Here is a 13,614-nt window from a genome sequence, read left to right as displayed (position 1 = left end):
CAGCCTGTCTTTTGGAAAGAAAGAGATAGCTGCCAAGTGAAAAAAATTAAAGGACTAAACATGCATTTTTATAAAATCAGCGGCAGATTAGTAGGATGGACAGTTCCAAACAGACTTAACCAGGCCTGAATAAGAAAGCACGGGCGCTAAGAAGAACGTTTGCAAAGGAAACAGCAGCGACAGCCTTCTGACGCATTTGTCACTAAATGTTCACTAATCTATAGAGACAGTTTTGTTTATTTTACGGTTAATTTATTTATAAAGGCTGCTATATAAAGGGTTTGAGAGTATTAGTGCAGACAAATTTTATTCAAACAATACAGTTATGTAACAATTGAGTGGAAATTTTGTCACAGGATTTAAAAATAATTGCTTGTTTTTCCATGATATGATGCTTTTAGTGCTTCAAACGGGAGGCAACGGCCGATTGTGTCGAATGGCCATACTCCGCTGTAGAGAGCCTTTAATAAAAAACTATAAATCTTAAAATATTTGTATAATCTATCAGAAACGGGTGTTTACACATTGAATAGGAAACGTATTTTGACAGTCATTGCTACAGCAGTTCTGGCAGCACCGACATTCAGTACTTTAAACGTAGAAGCTTCTTCTCAAAGAATGAGAGAACTGGAGCGTCAGCAACAGGAACTGGAAAACCAGTCAAACCAACTGGATGGCCAGATTTCAGATAGAGAAGAGCAGATGCAGTCTCTAGAAGAAGAAAGAGAGCAGCTGGAAGCAGACGTTGTTGAACTGCAGGGAAGGATCGACGAACTGGTCGGACGCATCGACAAACAGACAAATGAGATTGAACGCATTGAAAAAGAAATTGAACGTCTGAATGAAGAAATTGACAGATTGAAAGATCAGATAGAAAGACGTAATGAACAACTTGAATCTCAGGCACGTTCTGTCCAGACTCAGGCTAACCCGGCAGACATTGTAGATATCATGATGTCTGCAGAAAGTTTGTCTGACTTGATTGGACGTATTGGGGTGGTCAATCAGCTAGTGTCTGCGAACCAGAATGTCATGCAGGCTCAGTTTGAAGACCAGCAGGAACTTGAGGAAACAGAGAAGCAAGTCGTTGCTGAGCAGGAAGAAATGGAAGCCGTCAAAGCACAGATGGAAAGTGACCGGACTGAGCTAGTCAATAACCGTCTAGATCTTGAAGAGAAAGTCATCCAGGTTGCTGAACGTTATGATCTGACAGAAGATGAAAGAGATTCTTTCATTAATGAGCAGAATGTTGTTGCGGAACGTGCGAGCAATCTTAGCGACGAAATGAGAGCTGAACAAGAGAGAATCATCGAAGCAGAACGTCGCCGGCAAGAAGAAATCCGTCGTGCTGAAGAACAGAGAAGAAGAGAAGCTGAAGCTCAGGCAAGAGCAGAAGCCGAAGCTCAAGCCCAAGCACAGGCGCGAGCTGAAGCTGAAAGAAGAGCAGAACAGGAAGCTAGAGCTGAAGAAGAAAGACAAGCTCAGGCAGCAGCACAGACTTCATCCAACAGTAGTTCGAGCAGTTCAAGTACAAGCAGTTCAAATACAAGCAGCTCAAGTTCAAACAACTCAGGGAGTGCACAGTCAAGTTCAGGCTGGTTGAGACCGGCTCAAGGACGCATCACGTCACCATTTGGTTACCGTACACACCCGGTAACGGGACAGCGCGGATCTTTCCACGCAGGTGTTGATATCGCTGGAAGCGGACCAATCAGAGCAGCACGTGCGGGTAGAGTGACTGCTGCTTCATACAGAGGATCATTTGGTTATACCGTTATTGTCGATCACGGAGGGGGTTACCAGACACTGTATGCGCACATGCAGCCAAACCTGAGCGTGTCTGTTGGACAAGACGTTTCCCAAGGACAGCAATTGGGTATTATGGGAACTACTGGACGTTCCACTGGTGTACACCTTCACTTCGAGGTCCACCGAAATGGACAGCCTCAAAACCCAATGAACTTTATCAATTAACAGCAAGTTTAAGAGAGAAAGCAATCAGGCTTTCTCTCTTTTTGTGTCTGGGGTATACTGGATGAGGTCAAGATAGACGAATGGAGGCTTTCGACAGTGGAAACGATTGAGTCGATACAGAATAAACAAGTTAAAGAATGGAAAAAACTGCTCACACGGAAAGGAAGAAAGAAACAACAGAAATATATTATTGAGGGCCTGCACCTAGTAGAAGAGGCGGTTAAGGCAAGGCAGTCTATTGATGCTTTGTTGGTCAGAGAAGATAAATTGGATGAGTATCAACATGTAATCCGCACATTTGAGGGGGCCGGCCGGCTTATCACTATTACAGAAGACATTTCTGCAGCATTGAGTGATGCGGTAACGGAGCAGGGCATACTCGCGGTGATGAATACCAAGGAATCTTTATCCGAACTGGCTGCACAAAAACCTTTACTGCTTCTGGATGGGGTGCAGGATCCCGGAAACTTAGGGACATTGATTCGTACAGCTGATGCAGCGGGTTTCGAGGGGGTTGTCATTGGGACAGGATCAGTGGATCTATATAATCCTAAAGCCCTTCGGTCAGCACAAGGCAGTCATTTTCACTTGCCGGTTGTCCACGACGACCTGAAAGGTTGGGTTCAAGATTTGAAGGCCAGAGAGATTCCTGTTTACGGTACAGCTTTAGACAAAGAAGCCCGCTCCTACCGTCAAGTCAATCCGTCAGCTCAATTTGCCCTGATTGTTGGCAATGAGGGCAAGGGTGTATCAGATGAGTTATTAAGGGAAACGACTTGTAATCTTTATATTCCTATTATTGGTCAGGCAGAATCTCTTAACGTCGCTATTGCTGCCGGGATTCTCATGTTTTCTCTCTATAACCCCTCATAAATTTGACAATCCTGACACAAATGGGATGAAAACGTTTTTCTTTAGGATGACACCCTTTATTTTCTAAAAGATTAGGAGTAAGATACGTACTGGATAGCTCAAAGAGCTGTCAGATTGACGCTACCCGTATACTTAAAGAGGACTATCATAAAAGGAGACGTTCGATGGAATTTGTTCGTTCAATTTGGGAAAATGACCAGGACTACATGGCACATATCGGTGATTTACTGGAAAGTGAAGAGCTGCTTAAGCTGGATGACATTACCCACCACCATTACACAACTCGTCTGATCCATTCGCTTTTCGTGTCTTATGTCAGCTACAAAATTGCCAAGCGACTAAAACTGAATTGCCGTGCGGTTGCACGTGCGGGCCTACTGCATGACTTTTTCCATGAAGGCAGAGAAGAAATTGCCATGATGAAACAGGGCTCACACAATTTTGTTCATCCGCATATTGCTGTTAAAAATGCCCAGCGCCTGACGGAACTGAGTGAACTGGAAAAAGACATCATCCTTAAGCATATGTTTATGACAACGACGGGTGTCGGCTTGCCTAAATACAAAGAAAGCATGGTTGTCACATGTGTAGATAAATATTGTGCAATCAGTGAAGTATCTACGCCTGTCAGATTGAAAGTCAAAGAAAAATTATCTGAATGGAGTATGAAACTGCGTGTCGTTCATGCCTAAACGTACAGACAGATCTTAAAAGTAAAAGCTGTTTCCATTTGAGTTCTTAGACTCAACTTAAATGGAAACAGCTTTTTAGTATAGATAAATGGGTTAAAGCAGTTGTCTAGTACAGAGAAGAGTTAAGGAGACTGTTCAGGCTGACTGTTTGCTGACTCAGCTGTCTTTTTTGATCATCAGACAGGAGTCAGAGCAGCCGCCGAAAAAAGCAGCCCCTGAGTTCAGGTGTTTAGAACACAAGGACTCCTTCAAGGTCAGGCTGAGTATTGAAACCTGTTGCTTCAATGTTTTGCAAAAGCAGCCTTTTACTGAGGTTTAAGACTTTGTCTCAGTAGAAGGGTCTAAAGGAGACGCGCTGACGTACGGCTCTTTTTTGGGTTGGAACTTATCCCTTAAAAGTCCCGCAGATACAGCTGTCAGTGGAATCGCTAGGATCAGTCCGATACTTCCAGCTAAAGCTCGTATCACTTCGGTAGCGATAATGTTCATGTTAATGATACTGATGAACGGCTCCTGGTAAGCGCTGAACAGCAGCAGTACAGGAATGAGACTACCCACATAGGCTAGAATGAGTGTATTGGCCATAGTCCCCATGATATCTTTACCCACATTCAAGCCGGCAAGTATGAGTTTCTTAGTTGGAATAGAAGGGTCAACCAGGCGGATTTCTTCCATGGCAGAGGCTATCGACATACCCACATCCATTACAGCTCCTAAAGCCCCCATAATAATTCCAGCAAAGAGCAGTCCGCCAAAATTGAAGTCGACTTCCTGGGGAATAAACATGAGCATCATAGCTTCTTGACTTGACAAGCCGGTCAGATTGATCTGGTTACCTACAAAGTAAGCGATCAGGCCGGATATCAGTACTCCACCGAGTACACCAATGATGGCCGATGCTGATTTGACATTGACTCCACCGACCGTAAGAATAGTTACGACTGTGACCGCTATTGAAATCAGAACGGTCAGCAAGACCGGGCTATAGCCAGCTAGAAGTCCGGGGATAAGCACACCAATCAGCAGAAGAAGTGTGAAGGCAAGGGTGAAGATAGTCTTGATTCCTTTTTTGCCGCCCAGAAGGATTAGCAGAACAATGAATAGTCCCAGTACGGTATAGATATACATATCCCGTTCATATTCGATGATGTGAACTTCTGTTTCCCCTCCGATATCGATGGCACTGACCAGCACTCGGTCACCTGGTTCAACAATAAAATCAGATCCCTGATTGCCGATCAGTGTATGAATAGCTTCCAGTTCTTCTCCAGACTGATCACCGGACAGCATTTCAATGCGCACCGTCTGTACATCATCAAAAAAACTTTCTTCAGCTTCTTGGGTACCGCCGTCGATTACCTCGATTACACGGGCACGTTCGATTTCATCAGGGTCAGAAGGTTCTTCTAAAGCTTCTTCCAGCTCAAAAGTGTCATCTTCAAATTCATCAAATTCATCAAATTCATCAAATGCTTCGAGTTCCTCGTCTGTCTCTACTGTTCCGCTGGCTATAGCGACCCCTGAGAATAAGGGAATGAAGAGACTGAATGCAAACAGCAGTATAAATAATTTTCTTTTCACAGTATTTCTCCCTTCAATGAGTGATCATGGTCTCGTTATCTTTGCTTTCACAGCTTTACAAGCTGCGGGCATGTCCTGCTCAGCTGAGCGTGCATGTTCCAGTTAGATAAAAGAATTATAGATGTATCTTAAATGAGAATCCACAAATTAAAGCTTACCATAAATCGCCTGACATCACGTTTAGAATTAGTTAACAATTTTGTGAAAAAACTGGGTACGGAAAGCAAACAAAAAGCAGCCGGAAAAGGCTGCTTCAGTAGGGGCTAGACGTTGGATCAACTTGTCAATAAGCAGGATCAAAAATCGGCAAGCTGAGCGTTCAGCCATTGATGATCTCGCCGTCATTCACATGGATTGTCTGACCGGAAACATAGCTGGAGTCGCTTGATGCAAGTAGGCATAGGCAAGAGCCAGTTCAAACGATTCTTTAGGACAATCCTTTGGGACACCGCCATGCTCGGCGTATGAACTCCTAATTGTTGTCGATTTAAGAACCGTATTCTCTTCAGGGCAACAAGCGTAGCACGGGCGCCTTCTTTAGCAAAGGCCAAGGCTATAGCAAGGCCGATACCCCTGTCGGCGCCTATCACAACAGGACTGAATCCTTTGAGCTTTCCGATTGCTTGGTAATCGCTGCTCTTTACTCGAGGTACGGGATTGAGTGTCTGACGTTTAGCGGAAACCAGGTCATCTCTTTTGGGTTTCTGAGTAGGGTAGGAACAAGCTTGCGACATGTTTACCAGCTTTTCATGGGATCATAATGGGACAGTCAGCCTAAATCTATGAACAAGGCTGTTATAGCGGACTGTTGAGTAGCAGTTCCTGATTTATCAGATCGATGATTCTTAAATTGTTGTCTTCATAAGTGTAAATAGATCGGAAGAGCTGCTGGGAATTATCCATAAAGAGTATTTCGCGCATGCCCCCTTCGTCAGACAGCAGATAGGCATCGTAGTTATCAGGTGAAAAGACGTCTTGCTCAGCAAACTCTTCATACTGGCTTAAGTCTTCGATTGGCTCTGCTTCTTCCAGTTCAGCCTCGCTCGCTAAGGCAAGCTCTTCATCCGTCACCATGTCTTCATCGGGTTCATTATCGAGTGCGGCTTCATCTTCTTGAGTGTCGATGTCTCCTTGGTCATCCGTTACTTCCTCTTCAGCCGGCTGTTCAGTATCTTCCAGCTCACCGCCGTTTTCAAGTTCAGCTTCATCGTTTGTGCCACAGGCAGTCAGAGCTAGCGAAGCAACCACAGCATACGCTATCAGCATGATTTTCATGTATAAAGTCCTCCTTGGTATACAATTGTAAGGTTAAAAGCAGTGTACAAATTTAGTATAGACAAAGAGAACGGCTGGTACAAAAATAAAGATTTTAAAAAAGTGAATAAATCAGTGGAGTAGAAACAAATTCTTGAAGAAAAAGGACGCATTAGTTATGATGTTTAATGAGGTAGGCAGATTTTAAGCTGAACTGACAGTAAATGTATCCGGCTTTAGTGGGAGTATTCAAAGAGTCCGCTGGGAATGTTATCTGACTCAGTTAAAAGTAAGTAGTTTACCTGCAGTATAAACGTGAGTGAATCGTGTTTTATTTCGTGATAACTAGAAGTTAGAGGGGCGACAGAGCTCTTTTTATAGAAGATTCAGGCGGCAAGTACTAGAAAATAGGCAGAAATCTGGTTCAGATGACTGCTCAAAAGGATGATGAAGAATGAAACTTATTAAAAGCAACAAGCAAAAAGTATATGATCAGATTTTTATGGCGGCCAAGAAAGATGACCGGGAGGCGTTTCGATCCCTTTTCTTGAGACTCCATGATCGCGATCAGCATGAAGTATTTCACTTATTATACCCGGAAAAGAAGCGTAAAATTTCCAGTTTTCTAACACCGGAAGAATTTGCCGAGATTTTTGAATGGATGGACATTGAAGATCAGGAAGATGCTGTTCAGTATCTGCCTGATACCTTTATGGCAGAGGTATTTAATTTCATGGCGGCTGATGATGTAGCCAATTTTTTCAATCGCAGTGAAAAGACAGACAAGCAGGCATTGCTTGCTATGATGGACGATGAAGAAAGTCAGCATGTTCAGGAACTGATGTCCTACGCTCCTGAAACAGCTGGTTCGATCATGACCAAGGAATATATCTCGATTCACTACAAGCAAACATTAACGGAAGTCATCGAGCAGCTGAGACAGATTGGGAAGGAAGCAGAAACGATTTACTACTTGTATGTCGTGGATGAAAAGGAAAGACTGGTCGGAGTCCTTTCTTTGAGAGACTTGCTGTTGTCCCCGGAAACGGAGACCGTGGAGAACATCATGTTTACTCAAGTGGTTTCCGTCCGTATTGACGAGGACCAAGAACAGGTTGCCCGACTAATTCAGGACTATGACTTCCTGGCTGTGCCGGTATTGGGACATGATAAAACGATGCAAGGAATCATTACAGTCGATGATGTCATGGACGTTTTGGAAGAAGAGGTCACAGAGGACTTTAATGAATTTGCTGCCATCAAACGCAGCGATGATGACCGTAAAGCCAAAACGACCCCTTTCAGCACAGCCAAGGCCCGAGCACCCTGGATTATTATCCTGCTGTTTTTAGGTATGATCACCGGTGGAGTGATTGGAGCTTTTGAACAAACGCTGGAATCTGTGGTTCTATTAGCGGCCTTTATCCCTATGATTATGGATACGGCAGGGAATGTCGGAACCCAGTCACTGGCCGTTGCTGTCCGGAACTTGACAATCGATGATGACCAAGACAAAGATAGCTTTTTCCAGACCATAAAAAATGAATTTGGCGCCGGGATAATCATGGGAGTCATTTCAGCCATAGTTCTGATTGGAATCGTCATGGTCGTGCACGGAAACGTGGTACTAGCCTTTATTATCAGCTTGTCCATGCTGATCACGGTCAGTGTGTCCACAGTGATTGGGACAGTTATTCCAGCTATTATTACCAAATTCAATATCGATCCGGCTGTTGCGTCTGGTCCTTTTATCACAACAATTAATGATTCTTTGGGACTGATCATATACTTTACGATTGCGACCATGCTAATCGAACTGCTTTAAAGTACAGCGCAACAGAAAAAAGACTTTGTGAACAAATTATTAAACTTCCTAAAAATAAGTATAGCCTCTACACTTTTCTCTGGTATAATGTTATACTGTACAGTGTGAAGAAGGGGTGAAACAAGATGATAGAATTGTCCAATATTAAAGATATCGAATCAGAGAAGGTCATATGCCCAAGATTCGAACAGACATTTTTTATCCTGGGAAAGAAATGGACCGGCCTAATTATTGATGTGCTTTTGGATGGTCCTCGTCGTTTCAAAGACCTCTCTCAGGCTATACCAGGGGTTAGTGACCGTGTACTAGTCGAACGTCTGAAAGAACTGGAAAAAGAAGAAATCGTTACCCGTGATCTGGACGACACTTGTGAGATTCGCTCAGGATATCGCCTGACTGAAAAAGGCAAGGCTCTTGAAAAAGTCATGCACGAAGTACAAATCTGGGCTAATCAGTGGGTATGCGATTCGGAATTGAATAAGTAAAATTACAATACTTATAAGCAGATGGAAAAAAGTACTGTTCATCCTTCACTTGCAGAGAGCGATGCCTTGGCTGAAAGCATCGAGTGAAGATTTTCAGGAAGTTCGCTTCCATTAGCTTCAGGCAGTTAAATCAGCCTTGAAGTGAAGCGGTTCAAGAAATTGAACCCGGTATGCGCCGTTATGCATGAGTGCAGAAGCGAGACTTCTGAACAAGGGTGGTACCGCGTGATGACCTCGTCCCTATACAGGGAGGGGGTCTTTTTTATGAACAAAAACAGATAAAGGAGCAAAGAAATGGAAATCACAGAACAATTAGCACTGATTTTGGAAAAAGCAGTCAGCGAAGCTAACCAGGCCGAGTCAGTTAAGGAAATCGAAGCAATCCGTGTCAGTTATCTAGGGAAAAAAGGTGAAATCACCAGTGTACTGAAAGGCATGAAAGATGTTTCACCACAAGAACGCCCGATAATCGGAAAAAAAGCGAATGAAGTTAGAGATGAACTGACCGCTGTTCTTCAGCGTAAAAAAGCAAGGCTGGAAAAAGAGGCTCTTGATCTTAAGCTTGAGAGTGAAACGATTGACGTGACCTTACCTGGGCGTCAGGTGTCTAAGGGACAGTCACATGTTCTGACTCAGATTATGGAAGAAATCGAAGATCTGTTTTTAGGAATGGGCTACCAGATTATCGAAGGAAGTGAAGTAGAGTCGGATTATTACAACTTCGAGCGGGTCAATTTGCCGCAGAATCATCCAGCCCGTGACATGCAGGATACCTTCTATATCACGTCTGATGTTCTATTACGAACACACACGTCTCCCATCCAGGCCCGTACGCTAGAAAATCATGATTTTTCCAAAGGTCCTCTGAAAATGATCAGTCCCGGGAAGGTTTACCGCCGTGATACAGATGATGCGACCCATTCCCATCAGTTTCACCAGATCGAAGGGATGGTTATAGACGAAAACATTACCATGGCGGACCTCAAGGGAACACTGGAGCTTTTGGCAAGAAAGATGTTCGGGGAAGACCGCGAAATCAGATTGCGTCCAAGCTATTTTCCTTTCACTGAGCCGTCAGTAGAAGTAGATGTCAGCTGTTTTAAATGTGGCGGTCAAGGCTGTAATGTCTGCAAAAAGACTGGCTGGATCGAAATCCTTGGTGCGGGCATGACGCACCCGAATGTACTGGAAATGTCTGGCGTCGACTCGTCTAAATATGGCGGCTTTGCCTTTGGTCTGGGACCGGATCGCATAGCCATGCTGAAGTACGGTGTAGATGATATAAGAAATTTCTATCTGAATGACCAGCGTTTCTTAAAACAATTCAAAAGGAAAGGATAAACGACAATGAAAGTATCTTATAACTGGCTAAGTGAATATTTAGATTTATCAGAAAGTGATCCAACTGACCTGGCGGAACAAATCACGCTGACCGGGATCGAAGTTGATGCTGTAAGTCAGCCTGCACTTGAGTTGAAACAGGTTGTCGTCGGGCATGTATTATCTGCAGATAAAATGCCGGATTCGGATCACTTGAACCTGACCACTATTGCTGTAGGTGAAGATGAACCTGTGCAGATTGTTTGTGGTGCACCGAATATTAAGACCGGACAGAAAGTCATCACTGCTCTCCCAGGAGCCCGACTGGCTAATGGACTGAAAATAAAAAAAAGTAAGCTGCGCGGTCATGAATCCAACGGAATGATCTGTTCTCTGGAAGAACTTGGATTCTCGGATTCTGTTATTCCCAAGCATGCTGAAGGCGGTATTTACGTACTCCCAGCAGATGCTGAGGTGGGCACAGATGCGCTGCCTTATTTAGGGCTAGACGATACCTTTATTGAACTGGACATAACTCCTAACCGGGCAGATGCCTTAAGTATGCAAGGGGTAGCGTATGAAGCGGCAGCTATTTTAAGTCAGCAGCCCAAATTCAAGGAGGTCAATCTAGTCGAAGAGGACAGTTTCCAGTCAGCTAGTCATATCAAAGTTGCAGTGGAGTCTCACTCTGATACGCCAGTTTACAAAATGCGTCTCATCAAAGATTTGACCGTAACTGAAAGCCCACTCTGGCTGCAGCGAAAGCTGATGCATGCTGGCATCAGACCTATCGATGCGGTGGTTGACGTGACAAATTACATCATGCTGGAATACGGTCAGCCGTTGCATGCCTTTGATTACGATCAACTTGATGCTAAACAAATTCTAGTGCGCAGAGCTCAGGCGGGTGAAGAAATTCGCACATTGGACGGTACAGACCGGATACTGACAGCAGAAGATCTAGTGGTCACAGACGGAATCAAGCCAGTGGCCCTCGCCGGCGTTATGGGGGGAGAAAATACCCATGTAACAGCTGGAACAACGACCGTTGCACTTGAGGCGGCTGTATTTGAATCAAGTCTGATCCGGAAGACAGCCCAGTCTCTGAATCTGAGAAGTGAGTCCAGCTCGCGTTTCGAAAAAGGGCTGAACCGTGCAGCCGTTGATAAAGCACTGGATCATGCCGCTGCACTGATTGCCTCTCTAGGACAGGGTGTTGTCGCTTCAGGTGTTGCACAAATAGAGTCTGAAGAGCCAATAGATCAGATGGTCGAAACGACCGTCAGTAAGATCAACCGGACACTGGGAACCGGCTTGAGTACTCATGAACTAAAAAGTATCTTTAGCCGCCTTGGTTTCATGTCAGAAATCAGCAGTGATCAGGTCAAGGTGACAGTCCCGCCCCGCCGTTGGGATATAACCATTGAAGCCGATCTCATTGAAGAAGTAGCACGTATATATGGCTACAACCAGCTGCCGGCTACTTTGCCTCACAGTGCTTCAGTACCTGGGGAGCTTACCTATGCTCAGCGCATGACACGCCATACCCGGCAGTTTATGGAAAGCTGCGGCCTGTCGCAGGCTATCAGCTATGCACTGACGACTCCGTCTAAAGCTGCTGCTTTTTCAAACTTTGAAGAAGAACCGATTACACTTGACTGGCCGATGAGTGAAGAGCACAAGGCACTGAGGCAGAGTTTGATCAGTGGACTGCTAGATAATGTCCAGTATAATACTGCCAGACAGGCTAAGCAGGTCGGCCTGTTTGAAATCGGACGGGTCTTCAGCAAGGGTTCAGGTGCCTTGCCTGTTGAAACAACCCATGTTGCGGGCGTCATGACCGGTACGCTAACTGAAAACAGCTGGCAGGAAGAGGAAACGGCAGTAGATTATTTTGCGGTTAAAGGTGTAGTGGAAGAATGGCTAAAATCTGCCGGAACAACGGAAACGCTCCAGTTTCTTCCGGCTAAAGATATCCAGGAAATGCATCCGGGCCGGACAGCCCGAATTGTTTGGAATGATACACAGATTGGATTTATCGGTCAGCTTCATCCATCCATAGCCAATGCAAGAGACTTGAACGAAACGGTTTTATTTGAAATCGATATGGAGCCCCTGATGACATCTGGACAAAAGACACTGAAATATGAAGCGACACCGAAATATCCGGGAACGTCGCGCGACATTGCACTGGTCGTTGATGAGAAGGTACTGCATGAGGAAATACTGGCTATTATTCACTCCAATAGCGGAAAATGGCTCAAGCAAGTCAAACTGTTTGATCTGTATCAGGGAGAAAATATCGGAGAAGGTAAAAAATCCCTGGCTTATAGTTTGTCTTATTTGAACCCTGATGCGACACTCAAAGAAGAAGAGGTCACTAAAGATTTCGAAAAAATCAAGCGGGCCCTTGTAGACCAGCTTGATGCCGATATTAGATAAATAAGCAGTGATGCAAACCGTGCCTCGACTCAGCAATGGACTGTTTTAACCGGACAGTCCGATGCTGGATCGACGGCGCTTTTTTATTCAATTAAGTAAAAAACAGGTCAGACGCATCAAGTAAAAGCGGGCTGTTTTGTGTGTACTTCCCCTTTGGGCCTAAAATATGAACATCAGTGGCAAAAGAGTGGGGAAATAATGCATAAACGCTAGATTCATGTTATCATAATAAAGAATTTGACAAGTAGGGAGGCTTTTTCGATGCCGGAGGGAACGCGACGCTACAAGGCTGAGATAGATGGTGAACCGTACACGATCGTGGGGCCAAAATCTCAGGAGCACATGAAAATAACAGCCGAGACAGTAGATGAACAATTAAAGCAACTAAAGGAACTGACTGTAGGATTGAGCAAAGAAAAGCGGGCAATTCTGCTGGCAATTAATGCAGTATCGGATCAGTTGAGCATGCGCGAGGAACTGGACGAACTGAAGAAAAAAATGAAAGAGAATTCTCGGCTGGATTAAGTGTATCCACCGAGAATCGACAAGGAGTAGAGTATGGTATTAACGCTAATCATTTTCTTTATTTTGTTACTGTCGCTGTACAGCGGCGCAAGAAGAGGGCTGATTCTGCAGCTCGTTCTCACAATTGGCTATTCAGTATCTTTCTGGGCGGCCTTGACGTATCACAGACAGGTCAGTGAATGGGCTGAAATGCTAATTCCCTATCCGACACCGACATCTTCGTCAACCAACCCCTTTGTCCTTTACAGTATGGACTTTTTGTTTGAAATGGATGGAGCCTTCTACAGGGGAATTTCCTTTGTGCTGATTCTTTTTGCAGGCTGGCTGATTACCCGGCTGGTTGGCGGGTTGTTTAACTTTATGGCAGATATTCCAGTTGTACGGACAATCAATGCCATTGGGGGCGCACTGCTGAGCTTTGTGGTCCACTATATCGGACTGTTTCTTGTGCTGTTTGTATTGTCCACAGTCCCTCTTCCCTTCATACAGGACCAGCTTGCGTCGAGCAATGCTGCACGGAATATTATTACGACTACCCCGGAATTATCGGGACAGTTCTATGAATGGTGGATTGTCGAAGGGATACAGGATTAACATTCATATCAAATAGGAGGATGATACGCAGGGAGTTTGTCTCTGCCTC

11 protein-coding genes are annotated in these 13,614 nt (G+C 44.6%); 9 read left to right on the top strand and 2 right to left on the bottom strand.

The annotated features are described in order from the left end of the window. Positions 1-525 precede the first annotated feature (525 nt). The 3 genes from ADIAL_RS06480 (at position 526) to ADIAL_RS06470 (ending at position 3,539) form a co-directional block, all read left to right on the top strand. The gene (locus tag ADIAL_RS06480; protein WP_034301544.1) at positions 526-1,974 is read left to right on the top strand and encodes a M23 family metallopeptidase; all 1,449 of its coding nucleotides are present in this window, start codon (positions 526-528) and stop codon (positions 1,972-1,974) included. A gap of 96 nt (positions 1,975-2,070) precedes the next feature. Next, the gene (locus tag ADIAL_RS06475; RefSeq protein ID WP_034301542.1) at positions 2,071-2,847 is read left to right on the top strand and encodes a TrmH family RNA methyltransferase; all 777 of its coding nucleotides are present in this window, start codon (positions 2,071-2,073) and stop codon (positions 2,845-2,847) included. Positions 2,848-3,011: 164 nt separating this feature from the next. After that, the gene (locus ADIAL_RS06470; RefSeq protein WP_034301539.1) at positions 3,012-3,539 is read left to right on the top strand and encodes an HD domain-containing protein; all 528 of its coding nucleotides are present in this window, start codon (positions 3,012-3,014) and stop codon (positions 3,537-3,539) included. 315 nt (positions 3,540-3,854) lie between these two features. On the opposite strand, the gene ADIAL_RS06465 is transcribed toward ADIAL_RS06470, so the two are convergent. Together ADIAL_RS06465 and ADIAL_RS06455 are read right to left on the bottom strand one after the other, a co-directional pair. Further along, positions 3,855-5,120 carry a YibE/F family protein gene (locus ADIAL_RS06465; protein ID WP_051503771.1) on the bottom strand — a complete coding sequence of 422 codons (1,266 nt, stop codon included), beginning with the start codon at positions 5,118-5,120 and terminating at the stop codon, positions 3,855-3,857. A gap of 795 nt (positions 5,121-5,915) precedes the next feature. Then, the gene (locus tag ADIAL_RS06455) at positions 5,916-6,395 is read right to left on the bottom strand and encodes a hypothetical protein (protein WP_034301535.1); all 480 of its coding nucleotides are present in this window, start codon (positions 6,393-6,395) and stop codon (positions 5,916-5,918) included. A 433-nt stretch (positions 6,396-6,828) separates the two neighbouring features. Between ADIAL_RS06455 and mgtE the strand changes: the two genes are divergently transcribed. The 6 genes from mgtE to ADIAL_RS06425 all read left to right on the top strand — a co-directional run bounded on the left by mgtE (position 6,829) and on the right by ADIAL_RS06425 (position 13,565). After that, positions 6,829-8,199, top strand: coding sequence for a magnesium transporter (gene mgtE / locus ADIAL_RS06450; protein WP_034301532.1), 1,371 nt, complete (start codon positions 6,829-6,831; stop codon positions 8,197-8,199). A 143-nt stretch (positions 8,200-8,342) separates the two neighbouring features. Continuing rightward, positions 8,343-8,684, top strand: coding sequence for a winged helix-turn-helix transcriptional regulator (locus ADIAL_RS06445; RefSeq protein ID WP_034301720.1), 342 nt, complete (start codon positions 8,343-8,345; stop codon positions 8,682-8,684). Between the two features lie 294 nt (positions 8,685-8,978). Continuing rightward, positions 8,979-10,025 (top strand): phenylalanine--tRNA ligase subunit alpha, encoded by a 1,047-nt coding sequence (pheS, locus tag ADIAL_RS06440; protein WP_034301530.1) that lies wholly within the window; start codon positions 8,979-8,981, stop codon positions 10,023-10,025. Positions 10,026-10,031: 6 nt separating this feature from the next. Further along, entirely contained in the window at positions 10,032-12,446 is a 2,415-nt protein-coding gene (pheT, locus tag ADIAL_RS06435) for a phenylalanine--tRNA ligase subunit beta (protein ID WP_034301525.1), read from the top strand. Between the two features lie 261 nt (positions 12,447-12,707). Beyond that, a complete protein-coding gene (gene zapA, locus ADIAL_RS06430; RefSeq protein WP_034301524.1) occupies positions 12,708-12,971 on the top strand; it encodes a cell division protein ZapA in 264 nt (87 codons plus the stop codon). Between the two features lie 33 nt (positions 12,972-13,004). Further along, on the top strand, positions 13,005-13,565 hold the full coding sequence (locus tag ADIAL_RS06425) for a CvpA family protein (RefSeq protein ID WP_034301523.1): 561 nt from the start codon (positions 13,005-13,007) through the stop codon (positions 13,563-13,565). Positions 13,566-13,614: the final 49 nt, after the last annotated feature.

It is taken from the genome of Alkalibacterium sp. AK22, from assembly GCF_000585255.1.
In the GTDB taxonomy this organism is placed as follows: Bacteria; Bacillota; Bacilli; order Lactobacillales; family Carnobacteriaceae_A; genus Alkalibacterium.
Note: the sequence above shows the minus strand (reverse complement) of the source record. Positions and strands in the feature narration are given on the sequence as shown.